The following is a 23,145-nucleotide window of genomic DNA, read 5'->3' on the forward strand; positions in this document are numbered from 1 at the left end:
GATCTCGGTGGCCGGCCTGCCGGCGGCGTTCAGCCGGACGGCGCCGTCACCCGCACCGCGGTGACACCGGCGGTGGTGCGCACCAGCGCCTCGGCGACCGCGCGTTCGATGTCTTCGTCGAACCGGCCGTCGATGGTCGCGACCGTGTCGTGGACGTGGACCGGCCAGCGGTGCTGCCCGTCGGCGTAGACGTCGAGCCGGTGCTGCGCCTCGCGCTGCGCGGCGTCGTCGGTGGGCAGCATCGTCCGCAGCACGTCGCAGCGGCTGACGACACCGACGACCCGTTCCTCGACGACGACCGGCACGGTGTGCGCGTCGTGCTTGACCATGGCCGCGGCCAGGTCGGCGACGTCAGCGTCCGGCCAGGCCATCACCGGCCGGGCCGACATCACCTCACGGATCTGGCGCGCGCCGAGGTCGCCCGCAGTGGCACCGCCCGCCTGCCGTCGCAGCAGGTCTCCCTCGGTGACCATGCCGACGAGGACGCCGCGCTCGTCGGTGACCGGGACGGCGGTGATCGACTGCCGTTCGAGCAGTTCCACCACCGCCGCGACCGGCCCGTCGGCGTGCACCGTGTATGCCGGGGTGCTCATGATGTCCTTGGCGTGCATCATGCCTCCTCAGGGTCGTCCGGCCAGGCAATGCTCATTGATCCCGCGGGTCTGGCTTCTCCCCTCCACTGTCCACGCACTGGCGGTGGTCGTGCAGGGTCTTTGGTCCCGCTCGGCTGGATCACGGCCCGCGCTTCGGCGGCGACCTGCTCGGCCACCAGGTCGGCGGCGGCGGCGACCTCGGGCGACAGGTGGGCGCCGAACCCGGTGTCGGACGCTTCGACGGCGTACACGACCAGCTGTTCGGGGAGCCGGCCCAGGACGGCGCCCAGGGTGATCGCTTCGCCCGGGTCGGTGGCGTGGGTGCTCGCGGCCGTCCGGCTGCCGGTCTGCGGCCACGGGGTCACCAGCCGGTGGATGCGGCCCGGATGTGGCGGATCCGCGTGGATGGCGTCGATGAGGATGGCGAGGCGGCGCCGTTGCCACAGCAGGATGAGCGCACCCGTTTCGCCGTCGCTTTCGGCGAGTGTCACCCCGGGGAGGCCGGCGGCGCGCAGCCGGTGAATGACGGCGGGGCCGATACCGTCGTCGCGCCGGTACGGGTTGCCGACGCCGATGATCACCACGTCGGGTCTCATCGGCGCTGCACCGTGAGGTCCAGGAAGTGGGTGGCGCATGAGATGCACGGGTCGTAGTTGCGGATGGCCTGTTCGCAGGCGGCGGTGAGCCGTGCGTCGTCCAGGTCGAGGCGGTCCTGGACGAGGCGGCGCAGGTCGTCCTCGATCGCCGGCTGGTTCTGCGAGGTCGGCGGGACGATCCTGGCGGTGCGGATGGTCCCGTCCGGGTCGAGTTCGTAGCGGTGGAACAGCACGCCGCGGGGTGCCTCGGTGGCGCCGTAGCCGCTCGCCGCGCGCGCCGGCACCGGCACGTGGCCCGGCGCGGGTGGTTCGTAGGCGTCGATGATGCGCAGGGCCTCGTCGACGGCGTAGACGAGTTCGACCGCGCGGACGACGATGCTGCGGAACGGGTTGTCGCACCGCCCGTGCAGGCCGGCCGCGCCGGCGGCGGCCCGGGCGACCGGTGACAGTGCCGCGTGGTTGAGCGCGTACCGGGCGAGCGGCCCGGTCAGGTGCCGGCCGGCGCCGGTCAGCGCCGCCTGCAGGGCGGTGGAGTGCGGTGTCTGCGTTTCCACGATGTGGGTCTCGAAGTCGCGGACCGGGAACGCCAGGCCGGTCGACGTCCGGGGCTCGCCGCGGTCGATCGGGTAGCGGTGCGGGTCGGTGAGGGCGAGCAGGGTGTGGCCGATGGTGAAGTCGGGGAAGTCGAAGCCGGCGACCCATTCGACGGTGGCGACGGCGTGCTCGAGCGCGGGGCGCAGCGTGTCGCGGGCCAGGGCCTGCAGGGCGGCAGGCTCGGGCGGGCGGTGGAAGCCACCGACGCGGACGTTGACGGGGTGGATGGCGCGGCCACCGACGAGTTCGAGGATGGCGTTGCCGGCCTGCTTCAAGGCCAGGCCCCGGTCGACGGCGGTGCGGTGGTCGCGGGCCATCTCGACCACGCCGGGGTAGCCGAGGAAGTCCGGTGCGTGCAGCAGGTACACGTGCAGGGCGTGGCTGGCGATCCATTCGCCGCAGTACAGCAACCGCCGCAGTTCGCCGATCGCCGCGCCGACGTCGACGCCGCAGGCGTCCTCGATCGCCGCGCAGGCGCTCATCTGGTACGCGACGGGACAGATGCCGCAGATGCGGGCGGTGATGTCGGGTGGTTCGGTGTGGCCGCGGCCGGCGAGGAACGCCTCGAAGAACCGGGGTGGCTCGTAGATGCGCAGCTGCACGTCGGTGACCGTGGCGCCGTCGATGCGCACGTGCAGCGCCCCTTCGCCCTCCACCCGGGCGAGCGCCGAAACGTGCAGCGCGCGGTCGTTGCGGTGGCTCACGGTTGCTGCCCCTGTTCGGCGGCGGCCTGGAACTCCGGGCGGGCGACGTGATACGTGCGGAAGACCCGGCCGACGTCCTGCGGCGACATGCCGTGGGCGCGGAGCGACCCCACGAGGGCGTCGGTGTTCGGCCCGGCCATCGGGCCGAAGCAGCCGTAGCAGCCGCGGCCGTAGGCGGGACAGATGGCGCCGCACCCGGCCCTGGTCACCGGTCCCAGGCAGGGGACACCGTCGGCGACGGTGATGCAGGTGGTGCCGCGGACCTTGCACTCCTGGCAGACGCTGTGCACCGGCAGGCCGGGACGCCGCCCGGCGAGGACGGCGGTCAGCAGGTCGATGAGCTGCCGGCGGTCGATCGGGCAGCCGGGCAGTTCCAGGTCGACGCGGACGTGCGCCGAGATCGGGGTGGACCGGGCGAGGGTGTCGATGTATTCCGGATGGGCGTAGACGACCGATTGGAACGCCTCCACATCGGCGAAGTTGCGCAGTGCCTGGACACCGCCGGCGTTGGCGCAGGCCCCGATCGTGACGAGCATCCGCGACTGCTGCCGGACGTGCTGGATGCGGGCCACGTCGGCGTCGGTCGTGACGGACCCTTCCACCAGCGACACGTCGTAGGGGCCCGGCGCGTCGGCGCTGGACGCCTCCAGGAAGTGCTCGATGTCGAACCGCCCGGCCAGCGGCAGCAGTTCGTCCTCACAGTCCAGGAGCGTGAGCTGGCAGCCGTCGCAGGAGGCGAACTTCCACACCGCCAGTTTCGGTTTGTCCATCACAGCCCCACGATCGCCGGGTCTTTGCCCATCACAGCTCCCTGACCGCCAGCAGCGGCAGCGCGTGGTCGCAGCGGGCCACCGGTCCGTCCCGGCACAGCAGCAGCGGGCCGAGCTGGCAGTGCCCGCAGTGCCCGATTCCACAGTGCATGTTGCGTTCCAGCGACAGCCACACCCGATCCGGGGCAACGCCGCGCCGCAGCAGGTCGCGGGCGGCGAACCGCATCATCACTTCCGGCCCGCACAGGTAACCCACGGCCCGGACCGGGTCGGTGGGCAGGTCGTCGGTGTGCAGGTCGTCATAGAGTCCGGTGACCACGCCGACCCGGCCGGTCCAGTCGGCGCCCGCGCGGTCGACGGTGGCCAGCACGTCGATGCCGGCGGCGCGCCAGGTGTCGTACTCGTCCGGGTAGAGCAGCCCGTCGGGGGTCCGGGCGCCGATGAGCACCGCGACCCGCCGGTAGCGTCCGCGATCGGCGGCGACGTGACGGATCAATGGCCGCAGCGGTGCCAGGCCCAGTCCACCGGCCACCACGACGACGTCGGCGGCCGCTGCCGGCAGCGGCCAGCCCTGCCCGAACGGGCCGCGCACGCCGAGCATCCAGCCCGGTTGCAGGGCGTGCAGCGCGCCGCTGGTCGCGCCGACGGCCCGCACCGTGTGCAGCAGTCCGCCCGTGCCGTACCGGCCGGAGACGGAGATCGGCACTTCACCGACGCCGAACGCGTACAGCATCGCGAACTGGCCGGGCTGGAACACCGGCAGCGGCAGGTCGACGGGTTCCAGCGCGAGGGTGACGGTGTCGGCGGACTCCACGACGCGGTCCGTGACCCGGTAGCGGGCCGGGGTCATGCTCGTCATGCCGGCTCGCGGTACAGGTCCAGCAGCCGCACCCGGGTGGTCTGCAGCCGCTCCACGACGACGGCCGTGAAACGGCTGGTCAGCTCGTAGCCGAAGGCCGGGTCGGCGGCGCAGAGGCCGCGCACGCCGGGCCCGTCCAGGGCGATGGCCTGGACCGGGCCGAGGGTGACCGCGCCGAAATGCCACCGGTACGGGGGGAACAGCCAGGACCAGCCGAGGACCGAGCCGGGGCCGAGCGTCTCGACGATGACGTCACCGCGCCCGGGCAGCCGGGTGTCGAGGTTGACGTAGCCGTCGCGGATGAGCCACCAGCGTTCGGCCTGGCCGTGCTCCTCGAAGATCCTGGTGCCCGCCTCGAACGGGGCACGGCTCGCCCAGTGCGACAACCGTTCCACGTACGGCGCCGGCAGACCCGCCAGGAACGGGTGCGCCACCATCAGGTCGTAGATGCTGCTCATGGTGGTCCTTCCAGGTCGGTTGCCGGGTGGGTGTGCAGGGCCTGCAGTTCGGCGGTGACGTCGATGCCGACCGGGCACCAGGCGATGCAGCGGCCGCAGCCGACGCAGCCGGATTCGCCGAACTGGTCGTGCCAGGTGCCGAACTTGTGGGTGATCCACTGCCGGTAGCGGGCGTCGCGGGAGCGGCGGACCGGCCCGCCGTGCAGGTAGCTGAAGTCCAGGTCGAAGCACGATTCCCAGGTCTGCCACCGCTCGGCGTGGTCTCCGGTCAGGTCGGTGGTGTCACTGACCGAGGTGCAGAAGCAGGTCGGGCACACCATGGTGCAGTTGCCGCAGGCCAGGCACCGGTCGGCGACGTCGCCCCACTGCCGGTCCTCGCGGTGCGCGGCCAGCAGCGTGCGCAGGTCGGTGCCGGGCAGTGTGCGGCCCATCCGGTCCGCGGCGGCGCGCACCGCGTCCGCGGCGGCGCCGACCTCGGCCGGGGTCGCCGCCGTGGACGGCAGCTGCCGCAGCAGTGCCGCGCCGGTCGGGGTTGCGGCGCCGGCGAGGTAGGTGCCGTCGGGTCGTTCGGTGAGCACGAGGTCGGCGCCGCTGTCCGCTGCCGGGCTGCCGCCCGCCGCCACGCAGAAGCAGGTGCCGCCCGGTTCGGTGCAGTTGACCGCGACGATGAGCAGGTCGCTGCGGCGGGTGGCGTACCGCGTGCCGTCGCCGAGGACGTGGTCGAGCACGCCGATGGCCCGCAGGTCGCAGGGCCGCACCCCGAACAGCGCCAGCCGGCGCGGCACCGGCGGGTCGCCGGCCACGACGACATCGTCGCCGGTGCGGGTCGCTGTCCACAGCAGGTCCCGGGGTGGGTGCAGCACCTGCTTCCACGACTGCGGGCCGGAGGTGTGGGTGAACGCCAGCCGCGGGTCGCCGGGGTGCAGCCGGTAGGTGCCCGCCTCGACCTCGGTCCGCCGCCCGTAGGGCAGGTGCGCCGCTTCGCCGACCTCGGCCAGGACGATGGCGTCGTTGCGGACGGTCGGACCGACGATGACCCGGCCGTCGGCGTGCAACGCCCCGAACAGGGCCTGCAGGTCCGCCAGCAGCACCGGGTGCTCGTCGCTCATCGCAGCCCTTCCAGGTGGATCTCTTCGAACCATGACAGCGGACGCCGTGCGGCGGGGTCGTGTCAGCAGATGCGGGGCAGCTGCTCACCGACGAGCAGGTCCACGATCCGGCGGCCACCGACGACGGTGCGCAGCAGCACCCGACCGGGATGCTCGGCCACCACCCGCCCGACCGCGACCGCGTCCTGACCTTCGGCCGTTGACCGCATGGTGGCCAGCAGCTCGTCGGCCTGGTCGGCCGCCACGATCGCGGCGAGGCAGCCTTCGCTGGCCACGTGCAGCGGGTCCAGGCCGAGCAGGTCGCAGGCGGCGGCGACGGCGGCGGGCACGGGCAGCGTCGCCTCGTCGACCTCGATCCCGACCCGGGCGGCGACGGCGATCTCGTTGAGTGCCGACGCGACGCCGCCGCGGGTCGGGTCCCGCATCGTGTGCAGCGCCGGGCCGGCCGCCGCCAGCATCGCGGCGACGAGCCGGTGCAGTGCCCGGGTGTCGGAGACGATGGCCGATTCGAACCCCAGGGCCTCCCGGGCGCCGATGATGGCGGTGCCGTGCGCGGCGATCGGCCCGGACAGCAGCACCACGTCGCCGGGCCGGGCAGCGGCGGCCGACACGGCCGCGCCGGGCAGCATCCGGCCCACGCCGGTCGTGGTCACGAACAGTCCGTCGGCGGCGCCGCGCCCGACGACCTTCGTGTCTCCGGTGACGATGCGGGTGCCGGCAGCCGCGGCGGCCGCGGCCGCGGAGGTGCAGATCCGCTGCAGGTCCGCGACGGGGAAGCCCTCCTCGATGACGAAGGCCAGGGCGAGCGCGACGGGTGCGGCGCCCATCATCGCCAGGTCGTTGGCCGTGCCGTGCACGGCCAGGGCGCCGATGTCCCCGCCGGGGAAGAACAGCGGGTTGACGACGAAAGCGTCGGTGCTCACGGCGAGGTGCGCGCCGTCGACGGCGAGCAGCGCGGCGTCCTCCGGCACGGCATCGGCCGGGCCGAACGCGGGGAGGATGACCTCGCGGAGCAGTTCGGCGGACAGCTGGCCGCCGCTGCCGTGCCCGAGCAGCACCGTGCCGGTCTCGGACCGCGGTGCCGGGCAGGTCAGCCGGGCGGGGTCGGCGATGCTCATCGCGGCTGCCGTTCGCCGGCCGGGACCGGGGCGCGGCCGGCGGTGTAGAAGGCGGCGCAGGTGCCCTCCGTCGACACCATCGGTGCGCCGAGCGGTGACCGGGGTGTGCACTGCCGGGCGTAGGCGGAGCATGCGGTCGGCACCGCCGTCCCGCGCAGGATGTCTCCGGCGATGCAGGCCGGGTGTTCCCGTGCGGCGGGATCGGTGATGCGGAAGCGCCGTTCCGCGTCGAAGGCGGCGAACTCGTCGGCGAGCATCAGGCCGCTGCCGGCGATGGTGCCGATCCCCCGCCAGGCACGGTCGCCGGTGCGGAACACCCGCCGGATGGCGTCCTGCGCCGCGGTGTTGCCGGAGCGGCGCACCGCGCGGACGTACTGGTTCTCCACCTCGGCCCGGCCGTCCTGCAGCTGCCGTACCGCCATCAGCACTCCTTCGAGGAGGTCGAGCGGTTCGAAGCCGGTCACCACGATCGGCACCCCGTACCGGGCGGCGATCGGCTCGTACTGGGTCCAGCCCATGACGGCGCACACGTGCCCGGCCGCCAGGAACGCCTGCACCTGGCAGTCCGGCGCGTCCAGGATCGCCATCATCGCCGGCGGCACCAGCACGTGGCTGACCAGCATGAAGAAGTTCGTCAGCCCGAGCTGGTGCGCGCGCAACACCGCCATCGCGTTGGCCGGGGCGGTGGTCTCGAACCCGACGGCGAAGAACACCACGTCACGGTCGGGTCGTTCGGCGGCGATGTCGACCGCGTCCAGCGGTGAGTACAGCACCCGGACGTCGCCGCCATGGGCGCGCACCGTGAGCAGGTCGGTGTGGCTGCCGGGGACCCGCAGCATGTCGCCGTAGGAGGTGAACACGACCCGGTCCCGGCCGGCGATGTCGATGGCCTTGTCGATCAGCTCGAGCGGGGTGACGCAGACCGGGCAGCCGGGTCCGTGGATCATCCGCAGTCCGGCCGGCAGCAGCTCGTCGATGCCCTGCCGCACGATGGTGTGGGTCTGCCCGCCGCACACCTCCATCACGGTCCACGGCTGCCGGACCGTGTGCCGGATCTGCTCCAGCAGCCGCCGGGCGAGGACGGGATCGCGATACTCGTCGAGATATTTCACGGGCCGGCCTCCGGGGTGAGCTCGCGTTCCAGGAGATCCCCCATCGCCTGCAGCAGCTGCAGGGTCCGCAGGGCCTCGGCCTCGTCCAACCGGCTGATCGCGAACCCGACGTGGACCACGACGTAGTCCCCGGCCCGGGCGTCCGGGACGTAGGCCAGGCACACCTGCCGCTGCACGCCGCCGAAGTCGACGGTGCCCATCGTCAGGCCGGTGCTGTGCTCGACGGCCGTGATCCGGCCGGGTACACCGAGACACATGGCGTGTTCACCCGCCCCGCAGCTGGGCCGCGGCGACGGCGGCCTGCCCGTAGCTGATCCCGCCGTCGTTGGCCGGGACCCGTTCGTTGACCAGCGCGGTCAGGCCCGCGGCGGACAACCCGGCGACGAGTGCCTCGACGAGGAGCCGGTTCTGCATGACGCCGCCGGACAGGCAGACCGTCGACGTGCCGTGCTCGGCTGCGGCGTCGCTGCACACGGCGACGGTCATCGCGGCGATCGTGGCGTGGAACGCGGCGGCGAGCAGCCCGGCGCCGGTGCCGTCGTGCAGCGCTTCCAGCAACGTGAGGAGGGTCGGCGCCGGGTCGTACACCACCAGGTCGTCGCGGGTGGCGAGCCGCCATGGCAGTGGCGCCGCACCGGCGTGCCCGGCCGCGCACGCTTCGAGGGCGACGGCGGCCTCGCCCTCGTAGCCGGCGTCGTCGCGGACGCCGAGCAGCGCCGCGACGGCGTCGAAGAGCCGGCCGGCGCTGGACGCCGTCGGGCAGTTGACGCCTGCGGCGACCATCCGGCGCACGGTCGCGACCTCGGACGGCGGCAGCCGGCGCAGCAACGGCGCCGCCAGCAGCTCGGCACGCGCGAGCGATGTCTCGTCGAACGGCTCACCGCCGAAAAGGTAGCCCAGTGCCATGCGGGCCGGCCGGCGCACGGCGGCCGCACCGCCCGGCAACGGCGCCCGGCCGAACCGGGCCAGCCGCCGGTAGGAACGCAGGTCGGCCAGCAGCACCTCACCGCCCCACAGGGTGCCGTCGTCGCCGAGGCCGAGCCCGTCGTAGGCGACGCCGAGGTACCGGCCGGTGATCCCGTGTTCGGCGGCGCACGACGCGACGTGCGCGTGATGGTGCTGCACCCCGATCCGGCGCGGCGCCGGGATCGTCGTGGCGTACTGCGTCGACAGGTAGCCCGGATGCAGGTCGTGCACGACCACGGCCGGTTCGATCCCGGTGATCCGGGACAGGTGCGCCAGGTGCTCGGTGAACGACGTCATCGTGTCCTGCTGCTGCAGGTCGCCGGTGTGCGGGCCGACGATCGCGACGGCGCCGCGGGCCAGGGTGAAGGTGTGCTTGAGCTGCGCACCGACGGCCAGCAGCGGCTCGGTGGCGGCGACCGGCAGGTCGAGCGGGTCCGGGGCGTAGCCGCGGGCCCGGCGCAGCACCGACGGCCGGCCGGCCACGACGCGGGCCACCGAGTCGTCGTACCGCACTCGGATCTCCCGGTCGTGGCTGAGGAAACCGTCCGCGACCCCGGCCAGGCGGTCCGCGGCGTCGGCGTCGTCGATCGCGATCGGCTCGTCGGCGATGTTGCCGCTGGTGACCACCAGCGGCCGGGCCAGATCGTGCAGCAGGAGGTGATGCAGCGGCGCGGCGGGCAGGAACAGCCCGAGCAGGTCGGTGCCGGGTGCGACCGCCGCCGCCAGCGGGTGGTCGGGGTGGGCGGTCAGCAGGACGACCGGCCGTGGGACGGACGCCAGCAGCGCCGCCTCCGCCGGGGCGACGGGTGCCAGGCGGGCCGCTGCGGCCAGGTCGGCCACCATCACGGCGAACGGTTTCGCCGGTCGGTGTTTGCGGGCCCGGAGCCGGGCGACGGCCGCCTCGTCGGTGGCGTCGCACACGAGCTGGTAGCCGCCGATGCCTTTGACCGCGACGATGCCGCCGTCGCGCACGAGCGCTACGGCGGCCCGCAGCGCCTCCTCGCGGTGCTTGCCGGCGTCGTGGCCGTCTTGTCCGCCGGACGGTTGCCAGGTCAGTGTCGGGCCGCACGCCGGGCAGGCGATCGGTTCGGCGTGGAAGCGCCGGTCGGTGGGGGTGCCGTACTCGGCCGCGCAGGCGCGGCACATGGCGAAGCGCCGCATCGTCGTGCGGGCCCGGTCGTAGGGCAGGCCGTCGACGATCGTCGCCCGCGGTCCGCAGTCGGTGCAGTTCACGAACGGGTACCGGTGCCGGCGGTCGTGCGGGTCGAACAGTTCCGCCAGGCAGGCGTCGCAGGTGGCCAGGTCCGGCGGCACCAGTCCGGGTCGGTCCCGGGCACTGCGTCGGGGCGGTTCGGCGGATCGGGCGACGTGGAAGCCGCTGCCCGGTGCCGGGCTGTCCCCGGCCGGCACACCGATGCGCACCTGGTCGACGCGGGCCTGCGGCGGCGCGTCCGTGTGCAGCCGGGCGGACAGCCGGCGCATCGCGTCGGCGGGTCCGGCCGCCTCCACCACGACGAGGCCGCCGTCGTTGCGCACCCATCCGTCCAGGCCCAGTTCCCGGCCGAGGCGGTACACGAACGGGCGGTACCCGACACCTTGCACCGTGCCGCAGACCTCGATGCGCCGCACCACCCGGCGCGGTGTCGCCGCCGTCGCGCGCATCGTGCCTCCAATCCCGCCCCGGCCACCATGTCGGCCCGAGTCTTGTCCGGGTTGCCGCAGGTCGGCGGCTGTTCCGGGCAAGCTCACCCAGCTTCACCCCCGCCAGGCGGTGCGCACCATCGGCGTCGCGAAACGCGCGGAACAGGCCGCACGGCCCGGCATGAGGGGACCTTCGGCCCGACCGCCGGCCGCCGCGGCGACAGACATTGCGAGGTGGGGGGTGGAACCGATGAGCGACGCCACCGACTACCTGACCATGCACGGCCGGATCGTGCGGATCCGGGGCGTCCGGCCCGACGACGCGCCGGCCCTGCGGACGCTGTACGAGCAGCTGTCGCCGCACAACCGGCACCTGCGGTTCTTCAGCGCCGGCGCCGCGCCGGACGCCGAGGTCCGCCGGCTCGTCCGGCCCAGCGACCCGGCGCACGGCAGTGTGCTCGCCGACATGGAGGGCGCCGTCGTGGGCGCCGGTTCCTACGAACGCATCGACGACGAGCGGGCCGACGTCGCCGTCGTCGTCGCCGACGAGCACCACGGCGAAGGCCTGGGCACCCTGCTGCTGGAACGTCTCATGGCCGCTGCCCGCCACGCCGGCATCGCCGAGCTGGTCGGGGACGTCCTGCCGCAGAACGCGGCGATGCTGCAGGTCAGCGGCGACCTGGCACCGGGGGTTGCGCGGCGGCTCGATGCGGATGAGGGCACGGTCCGGATACGGGTGCCGACCCTGCCGGACGAGGCCGCGCTGGCCGCGGTCGCCGCGCGGGACCGCACCGCCGAGCACCACTCGTTGCGGCCGTTGCTGGTGCCGTCCTCGGTCGCGGTCATCGGTGCCGGACGGCGTCCCAGCGGGATCGGTCACGAGGTCCTCGCCGCGCTGCGCGACGGTGGGTACACCGGCGCGCTGTACGCGGTCAACCCGCACGCCGAGCAGGTCTGCGGGATCGCCGCGCACCCGGCGGTGGGCGCGATCGGCGCGGCGGTCGACCTGGCCGTCGTCGCGGTCCCCGCTCCGGCCGTGCCGGAGGTGATCCGGCAGTGCTGCTCGGCCCAGGTCCGCGCTGCGGTGATCCTCACCGCCGGGCTCGACCCGGCCGTCCAGGCCGACCTGGTCGCCGCCGCCCGGGCGCACGGCATGCGCGTCGTCGGCCCGAACTGCCTCGGCGTCATCAACACCGACCCGGCGGTCCGGCTCACCGCGGCGTTCACCCGGGCGACCCCGGCGCCGGGCGGGCTCGCGGTCGCCGCCCAGTCCGGCGCGGTCGGGGTCGCGATCCTGGACGCCGCCGCCCGCGACGGCGTCGGCGTCTCCACGTTCGTGTCGTTGGGCAACAAGGCCGACGTGAGCGGCAACGACCTGCTCGCGTACTGGCACGACGACCCCGCCACCCGAGCCGTCGCCCTCTACCTCGAGTCGTTCGGCAACCCGCGCCGGTTCGCGTGGACCGCCCGCACGCTCGCCCGCCGCAAGCCTGTCCTGGCCGTCAAGAGCGGCCGCTCCCCCAGCGGGCAACGCGCCGGCGCGTCGCACACCGCAGCCGCCACCACCCCGGACACCGCCGTGGCGGCCCTGTTCGACCAGGCCGGCGTCATCCGCACCGACACCCTCGGCGAACTGCTCGACACCGCCCGGGTCCTGACCGACCAGCCGTTGCCGGCCGGCCAGCGCCTCGCCGTCATCGGCAACGCCGGCGGCCTCAACGTCCTGGCCGCCGACGCCGCCGACACCGCGGCCCTCACCGTGCCGACCAGCCTGGGCGGTGCCGCGAATCCCGACGATCTGGGCGCTGAGGCCACTCCCGCCGCGCTCGCCGCCGCCATCGGCGCCGTCGCTCGAGGCCGCGACGCGGACCTGGTGGTGGTCGCGTTCGTCGCCACCCGCGCCAACGACTGCGCGGGGTCGCTGGCCGCGGTGGCCGCTGCCCTCGACGACTGCCCGCAGCTGCCGGCGGCGGTGGTCGTCGTCGGCGTCCCCGACCCGCCCCGCAGCATCGGCCGGCGGCGCGTGCCCGTGTTCGACCTTCCCGAACCGGCGGTGCTGGCCCTGGGCCGGGCCGCCCGCTACGCGGCCTGGCGACGCAAACCGCTCGGCGACCGGCCAGCGCTGCCGGACATCGACCGCCGCACCGCCCGCGACGTCGTGGCCCGCGCGATGACCGCCGGACCCGGCTGGCAGCCGGTCGACGTGGCCCGCAGCGTGCTGCGCTGCTACGGCGTCCCGGTCGTCGACACCCGCACCGCCGCGGACGCCGACGAGGCGGTCCGCCACGCCACGGCCCTCGGCTACCCGGTGGTCGTCAAGGCCGCAGCGCCCGGCCTGGTGCACAGGAGCGACGTCGGCGCGGTGTGGCTCGGCCTCAACGACGAGACCGCGGTCCGGCGGGCGTACCAGGCGGTCGCCAAGGCACTGCACACACCGGCGCCGGCCGTGCTGGTGCAGCCGAGGGCCGCACCGGGGGTGGAACTGGTGGCCGGTGTCGTCCACGACCCGCTGTTCGGCTCGCTGGTCATGCTCGGCCTCGGCGGCGTGCACACCGACCTGCTCGGCGATCGGGCCCTGCGGCTGTTGCCGCTCACCGACCGCGACGCGGCACGCATGTGGCGTTCGCTGCGCGCCGCTGCGCTGCTGACCGGCTACCGCGGTGCCCCACCGGTGGACACCGCCGCGCTGGAGGACCTGCTGCTGCGGCTCGGCCGGCTGGCCGAAGACCTGCCCGACGTGGCGGAGCTGGACCTCAACCCGGTCCTGGCGGAACCGCACGGCTGCACCGCCGTCGACGTCAAGCTGCGCCTCGCACCGGTCGGCGTGGAAGTCGGCGTGGAACCGGAACGGTACGTGCGGCACCTGTCCCGGGTCGGACGGCCGGGCAGGTGAACTCGACGCCCGGTGGCGCTACGGCCGGCTCGAGCGCCGGTGCGGCCACCGCGCCGGTGGTTGGTTCGCGCTGCGCTGGGCAGACACCCACAAACTGCGCTGGGCAGACACCCACAAACTGGCCAGCATCCGCCCGAGGGAGCTCATCATGGGAACGCAGCAGCACTCGGAGCACACCGATCCCACCCAGGGGTACACCGTCGCGGCGGTGTGCCGGCTCCTCGCCCGGGCCGCCGTGGCCGCCGTCCACGCACCGTCGGTGCTCAACACCCAGCCGTGGCGCTGGCGGATCGAACACGACACGGCGCTGCTCTTCGCCGACCGCGACCGCGCGCTGCCGACGATCGACCCGGATGGGCGGCTGCTGACGCTCAGTTGCGGCGCCGCCCTCCACCACGCCTGCGTCGCCCTCGCCGCCGAAGGCGCCGACTTCACCGTCGAGTCGCTGCCGTCCGGTCACGGCCCGGACGTGATGGCGGTGGTGCACTACGACGGGCCGGCGCCACCGTCGCCAGTGGCCGTGCCGCTCGCCGACGCGATCATGAAGCGCCGCTCCGATCGCCGGTCGTTCGCCGACCGGCCCGTGCCTGACGAGTTGCTCGACCCGTTGCGCAGCGCCGCTGAACGCTGCGGCGCGCACCTGCAGGTCACCTGGTCCCGGGACCTGGCAGACATCGCGGCGGCCACCGCGCAGGCCGCCGACGCCGAGTTCACCGACCCCGCCTACCGCGCCGAGCTTGCCGCCTGGATCCGCCGCCCCGGCGAAGCGCGCGACGGCGTGCCCACCGACACCCTCAGCGACGCCGGCCCACGCAAGATCCCGCTGCGTGACTTCCGGGCCATCGGCTACCCCAGCGGACTGCACAGCACCGCCGACCTCGAGGACCAGCACGCCCGCTACGGCATCGTCGTCACCGACGGCGACGGCCCCCGCGACTGGCTGACCGGCGGGGTGGCCCTGTCCGCCGTGCTGCTCACCGCCACCGTCGAGCATCTGGCCACCTCCACGATGAGCGACCTCGTGGAACACGAAACCGCCCGCCGCACCGTCCACCGCATGCTCGGCGGCGTCGGCTACCCCGCCATCGGCGTCCGGATCGGCATTCCCGCCGACAGCACCGAACCCGCGGAAGCTCCCCGCCGCCCGGCGCGCGACATCGTCGAGGTCCTCGCCGACCCACTCTGCGAGGAGGCGGTGCTGACGCCACCACCGGCATTCCACTGAACCGCCGCACACCCGAACGCGCACCAAACGGAGGTCCTCCAGATGCGTACCCCGCCCCAGATCCTCGCCGAGGCGCACACCATCGCCGTGGTCGGCGCCTCCCGGGATCCGCAGAAGCCGGCCCACTGGGTGCCGGGAATGCTGCAGGAACAGGGCTGGCACATCGTGCCGGTCAACCCGCACGCCGACACCATCCTCGGCGAGCACGCCTACGCCCGCCTGGCCGACGTCCCCGGACACGTCGACGTCGTGGAGGTCTTCCGCCCCGCCGACGAGGCCCCGGAGATCGTCCGCACGGCCGCCGCGGTCGGTGCGGGCGCGGTCTGGCTGCAACTCGGCCTGGTCAGTCCCGAAGCCCGGCAGCTCGCCGGCGAGGCCGGCCTCGACTACGTCGAAGACACCTGTATGGGTCAGGAACGCGCCCTGCACGACATGGTCCACGGCTGCGAACAGCCGCCGCGGTGCCGGGTGTATCACGGCATTTCGCCGACACCCGACATCGCCGAACTCCCTGTCCCGCCGCGGTCATAGCCGGTTTGGCCGGTGGCTCACTGCTGGGGTTCTGCCGGTGCCCTGCGGGGCATCAGGGCGACGACCGGGAGGCTGAGGGCGGTGACGGCCAGGACGACGATGAGGCTGACCTGCATCGCATGGGCCAGTCCGGAGGTCGCGGCCTGGAAGAAGACCGACGTGACCGCGGCCGAGCCGATCGCTGAGGCGAGTTGCTGGATCGAGCTGAACGAGCCGCTGGCGCTGCCGGCTTCGTCGGGTTTCGCGTCGCCGAGCGCGACGACGGGGATCGTGGCGAAGCTGAGGCTGATACCGACGCCGATGACGAAGAACGCCGGCGCCAGCGTCCAGAGGCTGACGTCCGTCCCGGAGTGAACGACGAGGGCAAGAACCCAGCCGCAACCGACGAGGTCGACCGTGAGGCCGATGAAGACGAGCCGGCGGCCGAGCCTCGCGACCAGGCCACCCATGGCGGCGAACCCGGCGGCGACGAGCCCCAGGGTGAGCGGCACCAGACCGAGCGAGGTGTTCCTCGCACTGGCGTGCAACCCCTCCTGCAGGAACAGGGACAACACGAAGAGCAGGCCGGAGGCGGCGGCGACGGCGACCAGGCACACGAGCAGTCCGGACGTGAACCCCCGGTTCTTCAGCAGCGAGGGCGTGATGAGCGGGTGCGTCGCGGTGCGCTGGCGGTAGGCAAAGGCGGCGAAAAACAGGACGCCGACGATGATCGAACCGACGGGGACTGCGGTCCAGCCGTTGGTCGAGCCCTCGATCAGGCCGTACAGCAGCCCGATCATGGCTACCGCGAGCAGGCCGGAGCCCCAACCGTCGACGACGGTGGACCGGTCGCCGTCGTCGTCCCGCGGCAGGATCTTGGCGGCGAGGACCAGCCCGGCGATGCCGAGGACGATGTTGGCGAGGAAGATCGGGCGCCAGGACAGACCGAACAGGTCGGCGCTGATGATGAATCCGGCCAGGACCGGGCCGCCGACACTGGACAGCCCGAGCACCGGCCCGAACAGCCCGAACGCCTTGGCGAGCATGTCGCGGCTGAACGCCTTCGTCATGATCGCCATGCCTTGCGGGAGGAGGAGCGCCCCGAACGCTCCCTGAGCAACCCGGGCGGCGATGAGCAGGACCGGGTCGGGTGAGAGCCCGGCGACCGCCGAGGCCAGGGTGAACCCGCCCATGCCGATCAGGAAGAGCCGGCGCTGGCCGAACTTGTCACCCAGCCGCCCGCCGACCACGAGCAGGACCCCCATGGCGAGCATGTACGCCGGTCCCAGCCACTTGATCAGGCTCTCACCGCCGTTGAGCTCGCCGGCGATGGTGGGGGCGGCGATGTTCGTGACGGTCGCATCGATGACGTCGAGAGCGTCCGCGAGCAGCACCAGCCCGAGGATCGCCCACATCGTGCGGCTGGAGCGGCGTGTGGTGACTGTGCCCGGCCCCGTCAGGGTGGTCATGAGGAACGTCCTTCCCGGCGCCCCTCTTGGGCGGCCTCACCCCTCCTACGAACGCCCCTGACCCGATCCGACACCGCCGCCGGATCTTTCTTCGAGATCTTCGGTACGACGTCGTCAGTTGCCGTAGTCGGGGATCGTGTGTCCGGTGTCGTGGTTGACCGCCCGATAGTCCACGTTCCCGTCGTGGTCGGTGTCCATCTTCAGCAGGTCGAGGGCGCCGTCGTTGTTCGTGTCGTACTCCCACACGTCGTCGCGGCCGTCGTGATCGGTGTCCTCGGTGACCAGGTCGATCCGGCCGTCGTGGTTGAGATCGGAGTCGACCTCGTCGATTCGGCCGTCGCCGTTGTGGTCGTAGCGAACCTCGTCCATGTGGCCGTCGTAGTTCTTGTCGTACTCCCACGTGTCGGCCCGGCCGTCCTGGTCGGTGTCGACCGCGATCGCGTCGACGCGGCCGTCGCCGTTGAAGTCGTACCGCTCGACGATCTCGGGTACCGGCACGTGGTGGTGGGCGTCCGGGTCGACGGTGAGGTGCGGGTCCGGGTCATACAAATGGTCGTCCAGGCCGACGTGGTCGTGGAAGAAGTCGGTCATCGTGCAATGCCTCCTCGGTCGGCGTTTATGGCATCACGATACCTTCATGGGACTCAAATGCCACGAAGTTGACGGGGAGCCGACTCAGAGCCAGCGACGCACGCGGGCGCGGTACTCGGCGTAGGCCGGGCCGAACCGCTGCTCGAGGTAGCGCTCCTCGGGCCGGATGACCAGCCGGTGCACGGCCAGGAGCACGGCCGGCCACAGCACCACCGGCCACCACGAGCCGATCACCAGCGCAACGCCGAGGTAGATGACGGCCAGGCCGGTGTACATCGGGTTGCGGGACAGCCGGTACGCACCCGTCGTGACCAGGCTCGCCACCCGGTGGTGCGGCACGATGGTCGTGCGGTGCCCGATCACGCCGAACACGCCGCCCCCGGTGAGCAACAGCCCCACGCCGGCCAGGGCCGCACCGGCGACGACAGTGACGGGGCGCCCGCCGATGGACAGTCCGGCCAGCCGGTCGAGCGCGGCGCCGGCGACGAGCCCGGCCACGTAGTACAGCGGCGGCGGAATGAAGATCACGCGCGCGCCGCGGTTCGGTTCTGCCTGTACTGCCATCGGTACACTCCTATCGGTAGAGTTCAACTCTATCCAATAGCGCACTACACTCCTCCCGTGACTGTCAAGCGGCGATACGAGTCGGCACACCGACAGGAGCAGGCGCGGCTGACCCGGCGGGCCATCCTGGACGCGGCCGCCGTGCTGTTCGTCGATCCCGGCTACGCGGCCACCCCGCTGACCGCGATCGCCGCCAAGGCCGGGGTCGCCATCCAGACCGTGTACAAGGTCTTCGGCAGCAAGCAGGCACTGCTGTCCGCGCTCGTCGACGTCACCGTCGCGGGCGACGACGAGCCGGTGGCACTGCCGGACCGGCAGTTCGTCGCGGACATCCGGGCGCTCAGCGACCCGCGAGCCATGCTGACCCGCTACGCACAGCACCTGGCCGAAACCCACGCCCGGATGGTCCACGTCATGCTGGCCCTGGCCGGCGCCGCCACCGCCGATCCCGACGCCGCCGCGATCTGGCGCAAGCACCTCGACCAACGCCGGCAGGGCATGACCATGTTCGCCGCCGACCTCGCCGCCACCGGCCGGCTGCGACCCGAGCACACCATCGAGACCGCGGCCGACGTGCTATGGCTGGCCATGGACGTCCGCAACTACGACTGGCTCGTCCGCCAGCGCGGCTGGACCCCCGAACAGTTCCAGCACTGGTACGTCGACACGGTGGCCGCCACCCTGCTGCCCCCCGCCGCCTGAGCACGGCAACTCCTGAACGGGTCAGGTGTTGCGACGATCGTTAGAACCTAAGCGGTCATATTTGGCCCCAGCATGATCGAACCCACTCTCGCCGCAGTCACGTTGCGTAGAGGGTGCCCGGCCAGGTGGCCAGCGCGCACTCATGCCGATGATCGCTCACCTGATCATGCGGGAAGATTGGGGTCGCCGAACCAGGTTGCCAGCGCGTCGGGGAGGCCGTCGGTGCCGTTCGGGCCGAGAGCCCACGCCACGTAGCCGTCCGGGCGGATGAGTAGGGCATCGGCGGCCCTTGGTGTCGATGTCTGGGCAGTGACGAGGTCGATGCGGTCGCGCCAGGGGCTGGTCAGGTTGGTGAGGTGGCGGGAGCCGATCAGGTCCAGCAGTAATGGCCTGCCTTCATGCATGAGTTCGGCGAGACGGGTGGCGCGGGTTCCGATACTGAGGTCGAGGTCGGGGGCGAACCGGCCGGTCCATTCATGGGGTGTGCCGGGATGCATCCGGTAGCGGACGTCCGAGCCGGCCAGCAGGTCGGCGATCTGCCCGGTGACGCCGGGGGTTTCCAGCAGTTCGGCGACGACCTGGCGCAGGGCGGTGATCGCGGGTCCGGGAGACATCAGGGCCAGCTGCGCCTGAGTCTGCATGGTGACGCGTTCAGCGGCGGGACGGCGTTCGGCTTCGTAGCTGTCGAGCAGTCCGGGTGGCGCCCAGCCGTGCACCTGTGCGGCGAGTTTCCAGCCGAGGTTGGCGGCATCCTGCAGCCCGAGGTTGAGTCCGGGCGCGCCGACCGAGGGGTGCACGTGGGCGGCGTCTCCGGCGAGGAACACCCGGCCGTGACGGTACGAGGTGGCGATCCGGGTGTTGGTGACAAATCCGCGGCGCAGCAGGTGCGGCCCTGCGGTGGTGGGTGCGGCGAGCGGCAGGTCCTGGCCGAGGACCCGGTGCAGGCTGGCGCGCACCTCGTCGACGCTGACGGGTATCTCGTCGGTGATCGAGGGCCCGTTCCACTCGATCACCGACACCATCACTACGCCCGGCTCGTGCGGCACCACCACGTAGGCGCCCCGTTCGGTGCGGTGCCAGGCGTACAGACCGATTCGGTCACCGCTCGGCAGGACGATGGCCGCAGTGTCAGTGCTGATCGATGAGGCCGGCACGACCACATGTGCGGCACGCGAGATGGCGCTTGGATCGGTGAAGCCGGAGAACAAAACACCGATCTTCTTGCGCACCCCGCTGCGGGCGCCGTCGCATCCAACCAGATACCGGGTGCGCATCTCGTAGCCGCCGTCAGGGCCCTGCACCCGCACGGACACGACGTCGTCGTCCTGACGTAGTTCCTGCAACCGGTGTCCACGTCGCAGGTCCACGCCGAGATCGCTGGCCCGCTGCTCCAGCAGCGATTCGAGGCGTGCCTGACGGATCTGCAGGCCGTGAAGCGGATTGCCGGGCAGGCCGGACAGTCTCAACGGCAGCGCGCCGAACAGGAACGCCGGGGCGGGCTGCGGGCGATCGCCGCGGCCACCGAAGGGCTGATACAACCCCCGGTGGTCGAGGAAGCGGACGACCTGACCGGTCAAAGCATTGGCCTTGTACGCGGTACTGCGTTCGGACAACTGCTCAAGCACGACCGGGCGCGCCCCGGCAAGCATCAATTCACCGGCCAGCAACAGCCCGACAGGGCCGCCACCCACGATGATCACGTCGGCATCCATCAGATTCTCCCCTCGTTCGATCCGCCGCCGGCTACGCCGTCTGCCGTCCGGTCGTGTGACGGATGATCAGGTCGGCGATCCGCGGTGTGGGACCGGGTGAGAAGAACGGGTGGTGCCCCATGCCGGGCAGCACCTCCAGTTGCGCGCCCGGGATCTGTCCCGCGGGTGCTTCGCCGTGGGCGGGCGGGAACAGGACATCCTCGCTGCCGTGCACGACCAACGTCGGGGGTAGTGACGGCGGACAGCGGAGCACGGCGGTCGTCGCCGAAGCGGCGCCCGGCGAGGTCGTGATTCAACGCGGCAGTGATGTTGCCGGTCCGGGCGTAGCAGCGTTCGGTGAAACGCCGCGCGGCGGCCTCGTCGAAGGGCAGGACGTCGCCGTTGAGGACTCGCCAGGTCTGTACGTCGGCGTCAATGCGCTGGCGCCGCGTCGCGCGAGGCGCGGTCGCGGAGGCCATCAGGTGGTTGAGGAACCGTGCCGTCGGGGGCGGCAACTCGCCAGCCGCAGCGGGTTGACCTGCCACTGCCAGCGCCCACGCCGGGCCGGGATTGTTGCCCATCGGCGAGGAAGCTATCGCCGTCAGCGTGCGTACGCGGGCTCCTTGGTGCACGGCAAGCCATTGCCCGATCGCCGCGCCCAGCGAGATTCCGACGATGTCCGCGGCGGTAACGCCGTGACCATCCAGGACTGCGGCCGCGTCGGCTGCCATGTCGGCGAGCGCGAACGGATGCGTCGTGAAATCGACGGCATCGGAGAGACCGGTGTCGCGGTGATCGAACCGAATCACCTGCCGACCATTGTCCACTAGAGCTTCTACCAGCTCGTCGGGCCAGCCGATGCCCTGCGTGGACGTACCCATGATCATCAGGACGGTGGGGTTACCGGGCCGACCGAAGCGCTCGGTCCACAACCGCAGTCGCCCGGAACGCACGAACTTCTCGTCACCAGTAAGCATGCCGGGCACCGTAGCGGTCACCGGACAATCCAAAAGCCACTACCCATTGTAGTCAAAATTGGCGCCCATGAGATAATGAAGCAGGACCAGGGGACGCATGCGGGCCCCACCTCGACTCCGCGTACCGCCGAGGAATCGGACGGCGTTCGCCCAGCACAACCCCCGCTACGGCGCTGCCGGACAGCTCGACAACTGCAGTTCGACCGCTCGTCTGCACTCAGACTTCCTACCGTGATGGGCGATGTCCGAGCGGCACAGGTTCCGGGGGTACCGACGCTCGTCGAAGGGCCGCAACTCCGCCCGGGGGCGGAGGCGACGTGGTCGCCCATCGACTCGATCTGGCTGATCACCACCGCCGAGCGTACGCGCACGGCGAGACTGAAACGGCTCGTAGCAGGGGAAGACGCGGCCCGCCTTCGGGTCGAGGCCTTGGTCGAGCGTGACCAGCTGATCGGCGCACGGCTTCGAGCCGCGGCCTTGGATGCCGGGAGTGCCGTCGTCGAGGTTCCGACCGACGTTGATTGGGATTGTGTACTGGCAGCGGTGCGTGAAGCCGTCAACACGGCCACGGCGTCATTCGGGCGGCTTCGGCCAGGGCGGGAACTGTCGTCACGACGACGCCATGAGAACGCCGTCGTCTATCGTCAGATCGTGGCGCACGAGCGGCACATCGGAGCGACCCTCCCGGCGTTCCCCTACGCATGTGTATGCGGACGCAGCGGTTGCACCGACACGACCCCGGCCACGTCGGCCGAATTCGAGGCGTGCGCCTAACCACCTACTGCACTGGCAGAGGGAGTCTCGCGGTTCAGTGACCGGTCGGGCCCACCATCCGTAGCCCTGCGGCCGCGGCGCCGCGCATGTTCACGTAGCCGGAGATGCGCTGCAGGACGCGGGCGTAGCCGGTGCCGGGCGCGACGCCATTGGCCGCTGCCGCGACGTCGACCAAGCGGGCCTGCGGGTGGTATGCCATGAACATGGGGTGTACCGCGACGTCGGTGACCCGCCAGGTTCCGGGGGCGACTTCGGTGAACGTGAACCGGGGCACGACCGAGTCCTGGGTGTTCTCTGGCGCGCCGTCTGAGAATCGACACAAGAGGTTGCCCAAGCCGTACGCGACCCACTTGTCGCCGATCTTCTCGAGCGGCTGCACGACGTGAACGTGCATGCCGATGATCAGGTCGACGTCAGGGCTGGCGAGCAGCCTCGCGGCTTGGTTGATCTGGTCGGAGTCCGGCGCGTTCTGGTATTCGGTCCACCCCCAGTGCATGGACAGGATGACGATCTCCGCGCCGGCCTGTTTGGCCGCGTGCGCCTCCTGGAGAATCTTCGGGACGTCGATGGGGTTGGCGATCCACGGCTTGTCCGGCGGCCGTTTGATGCCGTTGAAGCTGAACGTGTAGGCCAGCTGCGCGACCTTCACGCCGCGTACGCTGAAGACGTTGGGCCTGGCGGCTTCAGCCTCGGAGCGCGCCGATCCGCTGTGGTGCAGTCCCACCCGATCGAGGTTGTCCAGCGTGCGCCGTACGCCTTGCTCGCCGTAGTCCAGTGTGTGGTTCGAGGCGGTGGAGCAGGTGTCGAAGCCGGCGCCGGCCGCGGCGTCGACCAGCTGCGGGGGCGCGCTGAAGGTCGGATACCCGGTGAACGGGCCCTCTGGTGGGGCGAGCGGTTGTTCCACATGACAGACCGCGAGATCGGCCGGCCGAATGGTCGGGGCGACCGCAGCGAGAATCTGTGTGAAGTCGTGGCCAGGCTTGCCGGCTGCGTGTGCGTCAGCGGCGGCCTGTGCGGTCAGGTCGGGCGGCACGAACAGGTCCCCCGCTGCCACGACGCTGAGCGTCGTGGGGCGGGCTGGGGACGCGGCGTATGGCGACACCGATGGCTCGACAGTGACCGGCTCGGCGACATTCGTACAGCCACCGGCACCGGCGACGAACGCGGCGACGACGAGGCCCAGACAGGCCGAGACAGGGCGCTTGCTCCGCACAAACGAGATCGTGGCA

At 72.2% G+C, this 23,145-nt stretch carries 21 protein-coding genes and 1 pseudogene; 5 read left to right on the forward strand and 17 right to left on the reverse strand.

The features are described from left to right. Nucleotides 1-29: 29 nt before the first annotated feature. The 11 genes from ACFPIJ_RS32740 to hypF all read right to left on the reverse strand — a co-directional run bounded on the left by ACFPIJ_RS32740 (nucleotide 30) and on the right by hypF (nucleotide 10,541). Complete coding sequence (locus ACFPIJ_RS32740) at nucleotides 30-611, reverse strand: CBS domain-containing protein (protein WP_380120760.1); 582 nt, start codon at nucleotides 609-611, stop codon at nucleotides 30-32. Continuing rightward, nucleotides 611-1,189 carry a hydrogenase maturation protease gene (locus ACFPIJ_RS32745; protein ID WP_380120762.1) on the reverse strand — a complete coding sequence of 193 codons (579 nt, stop codon included), beginning with the start codon at nucleotides 1,187-1,189 and terminating at the stop codon, nucleotides 611-613. The genes ACFPIJ_RS32740 and ACFPIJ_RS32745 overlap by 1 nt, the downstream gene beginning before the upstream one ends. Continuing rightward, complete coding sequence (locus ACFPIJ_RS32750) at nucleotides 1,186-2,487, reverse strand: Ni/Fe hydrogenase subunit alpha (RefSeq protein WP_380120764.1); 1,302 nt, start codon at nucleotides 2,485-2,487, stop codon at nucleotides 1,186-1,188. The genes ACFPIJ_RS32745 and ACFPIJ_RS32750 overlap by 4 nt, the downstream gene beginning before the upstream one ends. Continuing rightward, nucleotides 2,484-3,257 (reverse strand): NADH-quinone oxidoreductase subunit B family protein, encoded by a 774-nt coding sequence (locus ACFPIJ_RS32755; RefSeq protein ID WP_380120766.1) that lies wholly within the window; start codon nucleotides 3,255-3,257, stop codon nucleotides 2,484-2,486. Before ACFPIJ_RS32755 ends, ACFPIJ_RS32750 begins: the two co-directional genes overlap by 4 nt. A gap of 31 nt (nucleotides 3,258-3,288) precedes the next feature. After that, nucleotides 3,289-4,116 carry an FAD/NAD(P)-binding protein gene (locus ACFPIJ_RS32760; RefSeq protein ID WP_380120768.1) on the reverse strand — a complete coding sequence of 276 codons (828 nt, stop codon included), beginning with the start codon at nucleotides 4,114-4,116 and terminating at the stop codon, nucleotides 3,289-3,291. Further along, nucleotides 4,113-4,574 (reverse strand): Crp/Fnr family transcriptional regulator, encoded by a 462-nt coding sequence (locus ACFPIJ_RS32765; protein ID WP_380120770.1) that lies wholly within the window; start codon nucleotides 4,572-4,574, stop codon nucleotides 4,113-4,115. The genes ACFPIJ_RS32760 and ACFPIJ_RS32765 overlap by 4 nt, the downstream gene beginning before the upstream one ends. Next, nucleotides 4,571-5,683, reverse strand: a complete 1,113-nt coding sequence (locus ACFPIJ_RS32770; protein ID WP_380120773.1) for a 4Fe-4S dicluster domain-containing protein — start codon at nucleotides 5,681-5,683, stop codon at nucleotides 4,571-4,573. Before ACFPIJ_RS32770 ends, ACFPIJ_RS32765 begins: the two co-directional genes overlap by 4 nt. Nucleotides 5,684-5,745: 62 nt before the next feature. Then, complete coding sequence (gene hypE, locus ACFPIJ_RS32775; RefSeq protein ID WP_380120774.1) at nucleotides 5,746-6,801, reverse strand: hydrogenase expression/formation protein HypE; 1,056 nt, start codon at nucleotides 6,799-6,801, stop codon at nucleotides 5,746-5,748. After that, on the reverse strand, nucleotides 6,798-7,913 hold the full coding sequence (gene hypD, locus ACFPIJ_RS32780) for a hydrogenase formation protein HypD (protein WP_380120776.1): 1,116 nt from the start codon (nucleotides 7,911-7,913) through the stop codon (nucleotides 6,798-6,800). The genes hypE and hypD overlap by 4 nt, the downstream gene beginning before the upstream one ends. Further along, a complete protein-coding gene (locus tag ACFPIJ_RS32785; protein ID WP_380120779.1) occupies nucleotides 7,910-8,170 on the reverse strand; it encodes a HypC/HybG/HupF family hydrogenase formation chaperone in 261 nt (86 codons plus the stop codon). Before ACFPIJ_RS32785 ends, hypD begins: the two co-directional genes overlap by 4 nt. Before the next feature lie 7 nt (nucleotides 8,171-8,177). Beyond that, nucleotides 8,178-10,541, reverse strand: coding sequence for a carbamoyltransferase HypF (hypF, locus tag ACFPIJ_RS32790; protein WP_380120781.1), 2,364 nt, complete (start codon nucleotides 10,539-10,541; stop codon nucleotides 8,178-8,180). Nucleotides 10,542-10,770: 229 nt separating this feature from the next. On the opposite strand from hypF, the gene ACFPIJ_RS32795 reads away from it, so the two are divergent. The 3 genes and pseudogenes from ACFPIJ_RS32795 to ACFPIJ_RS32805 all read left to right on the forward strand — a co-directional run. Beyond that, nucleotides 10,771-13,413, forward strand: coding sequence for a bifunctional acetate--CoA ligase family protein/GNAT family N-acetyltransferase (locus tag ACFPIJ_RS32795; protein ID WP_380120783.1), 2,643 nt, complete (start codon nucleotides 10,771-10,773; stop codon nucleotides 13,411-13,413). Between the two features lie 148 nt (nucleotides 13,414-13,561). After that, nucleotides 13,562-14,638 (forward strand): Acg family FMN-binding oxidoreductase, encoded by a 1,077-nt coding sequence (locus ACFPIJ_RS32800; protein WP_380120786.1) that lies wholly within the window; start codon nucleotides 13,562-13,564, stop codon nucleotides 14,636-14,638. Between the two features lie 42 nt (nucleotides 14,639-14,680). Further along, nucleotides 14,681-15,061, forward strand: a pseudogene (locus ACFPIJ_RS32805) (CoA-binding protein); the annotation flags it as partial. Between the two features lie 125 nt (nucleotides 15,062-15,186). Here the strand turns inward: ACFPIJ_RS32805 and ACFPIJ_RS32810 are convergent. The 3 genes from ACFPIJ_RS32810 to ACFPIJ_RS32820 form a co-directional block, all read right to left on the reverse strand. Then, nucleotides 15,187-16,617, reverse strand: coding sequence for an MFS transporter (locus ACFPIJ_RS32810; protein WP_380120787.1), 1,431 nt, complete (start codon nucleotides 16,615-16,617; stop codon nucleotides 15,187-15,189). Between the two features lie 114 nt (nucleotides 16,618-16,731). Continuing rightward, nucleotides 16,732-17,208: a hypothetical protein gene (locus ACFPIJ_RS32815; protein WP_380120789.1), complete on the reverse strand. Its 477-nt coding sequence runs from the start codon at nucleotides 17,206-17,208 to the stop codon at nucleotides 16,732-16,734. Between the two features lie 84 nt (nucleotides 17,209-17,292). After that, complete coding sequence (locus ACFPIJ_RS32820) at nucleotides 17,293-17,772, reverse strand: methyltransferase family protein (protein ID WP_380120791.1); 480 nt, start codon at nucleotides 17,770-17,772, stop codon at nucleotides 17,293-17,295. A 57-nt stretch (nucleotides 17,773-17,829) separates the two neighbouring features. Here ACFPIJ_RS32820 and ACFPIJ_RS32825 point away from each other — a divergent pair, with 57 nt between their 5' ends. After that, nucleotides 17,830-18,474 carry a TetR/AcrR family transcriptional regulator gene (locus tag ACFPIJ_RS32825; RefSeq protein ID WP_380120793.1) on the forward strand — a complete coding sequence of 215 codons (645 nt, stop codon included), beginning with the start codon at nucleotides 17,830-17,832 and terminating at the stop codon, nucleotides 18,472-18,474. A gap of 164 nt (nucleotides 18,475-18,638) precedes the next feature. On the opposite strand, the gene ACFPIJ_RS32830 is transcribed toward ACFPIJ_RS32825, so the two are convergent. Together ACFPIJ_RS32830 and ACFPIJ_RS32835 are read right to left on the reverse strand one after the other, a co-directional pair. Continuing rightward, on the reverse strand, nucleotides 18,639-20,186 hold the full coding sequence (locus tag ACFPIJ_RS32830) for an FAD-dependent monooxygenase (RefSeq protein WP_380120795.1): 1,548 nt from the start codon (nucleotides 20,184-20,186) through the stop codon (nucleotides 18,639-18,641). Continuing rightward, complete coding sequence (locus tag ACFPIJ_RS32835) at nucleotides 20,186-21,142, reverse strand: alpha/beta fold hydrolase (protein ID WP_380120796.1); 957 nt, start codon at nucleotides 21,140-21,142, stop codon at nucleotides 20,186-20,188. Before ACFPIJ_RS32835 ends, ACFPIJ_RS32830 begins: the two co-directional genes overlap by 1 nt. 231 nt (nucleotides 21,143-21,373) lie before the next feature. Between ACFPIJ_RS32835 and ACFPIJ_RS32840 the strand changes: the two genes are divergently transcribed. Beyond that, the gene (locus ACFPIJ_RS32840) at nucleotides 21,374-21,916 is read left to right on the forward strand and encodes a hypothetical protein (RefSeq protein ID WP_380120798.1); all 543 of its coding nucleotides are present in this window, start codon (nucleotides 21,374-21,376) and stop codon (nucleotides 21,914-21,916) included. 34 nt (nucleotides 21,917-21,950) lie between these two features. On the opposite strand, the gene ACFPIJ_RS32845 is transcribed toward ACFPIJ_RS32840, so the two are convergent. Further along, a complete protein-coding gene (locus ACFPIJ_RS32845; RefSeq protein WP_380120800.1) occupies nucleotides 21,951-22,970 on the reverse strand; it encodes a CapA family protein in 1,020 nt (339 codons plus the stop codon). Nucleotides 22,971-23,145: the final 175 nt, after the last annotated feature.

It is taken from the genome of Dactylosporangium cerinum (genome assembly GCF_042653625.1).
Taxonomy (GTDB): Bacteria; Actinomycetota; Actinomycetes; order Mycobacteriales; family Micromonosporaceae; genus Dactylosporangium; species Dactylosporangium cerinum.

Bases quoted from the DNA above. Each gene is read 5' to 3' on its own strand.
- ACFPIJ_RS32755 (WP_380120766.1), bottom strand. From the start codon at position 3,257: ATGGACAAACCGAAACTGGCGGTGTGGAAGTTCGCCTCCTGCGACGGC.
- ACFPIJ_RS32795 (WP_380120783.1), top strand. From the start codon at position 10,771: ATGAGCGACGCCACCGACTACCTGACCATGCACGGCCGGATCGTGCGG.
- ACFPIJ_RS32835 (WP_380120796.1), bottom strand. From the start codon at position 21,142: ATGCTTACTGGTGACGAGAAGTTCGTGCGTTCCGGGCGACTGCGGTTG.
- ACFPIJ_RS32765 (WP_380120770.1), bottom strand. From the start codon at position 4,574: ATGAGCAGCATCTACGACCTGATGGTGGCGCACCCGTTCCTGGCGGGT.
- ACFPIJ_RS32760 (WP_380120768.1), bottom strand. From the start codon at position 4,116: ATGACGAGCATGACCCCGGCCCGCTACCGGGTCACGGACCGCGTCGTG.
- ACFPIJ_RS32800 (WP_380120786.1), top strand. From the start codon at position 13,562: ATGGGAACGCAGCAGCACTCGGAGCACACCGATCCCACCCAGGGGTAC.
- ACFPIJ_RS32745 (WP_380120762.1), bottom strand. From the start codon at position 1,189: ATGAGACCCGACGTGGTGATCATCGGCGTCGGCAACCCGTACCGGCGC.
- ACFPIJ_RS32785 (WP_380120779.1), bottom strand. From the start codon at position 8,170: ATGTGTCTCGGTGTACCCGGCCGGATCACGGCCGTCGAGCACAGCACC.
- ACFPIJ_RS32815 (WP_380120789.1), bottom strand. From the start codon at position 17,208: ATGACCGACTTCTTCCACGACCACGTCGGCCTGGACGACCATTTGTAT.
- hypE (WP_380120774.1), bottom strand. From the start codon at position 6,801: ATGAGCATCGCCGACCCCGCCCGGCTGACCTGCCCGGCACCGCGGTCC.
- ACFPIJ_RS32830 (WP_380120795.1), bottom strand. From the start codon at position 20,186: ATGGATGCCGACGTGATCATCGTGGGTGGCGGCCCTGTCGGGCTGTTG.
- ACFPIJ_RS32770 (WP_380120773.1), bottom strand. From the start codon at position 5,683: ATGAGCGACGAGCACCCGGTGCTGCTGGCGGACCTGCAGGCCCTGTTC.
- ACFPIJ_RS32740 (WP_380120760.1), bottom strand. From the start codon at position 611: ATGCACGCCAAGGACATCATGAGCACCCCGGCATACACGGTGCACGCC.
- ACFPIJ_RS32810 (WP_380120787.1), bottom strand. From the start codon at position 16,617: ATGACCACCCTGACGGGGCCGGGCACAGTCACCACACGCCGCTCCAGC.
- ACFPIJ_RS32820 (WP_380120791.1), bottom strand. From the start codon at position 17,772: ATGGCAGTACAGGCAGAACCGAACCGCGGCGCGCGCGTGATCTTCATT.
- hypF (WP_380120781.1), bottom strand. From the start codon at position 10,541: ATGCGCGCGACGGCGGCGACACCGCGCCGGGTGGTGCGGCGCATCGAG.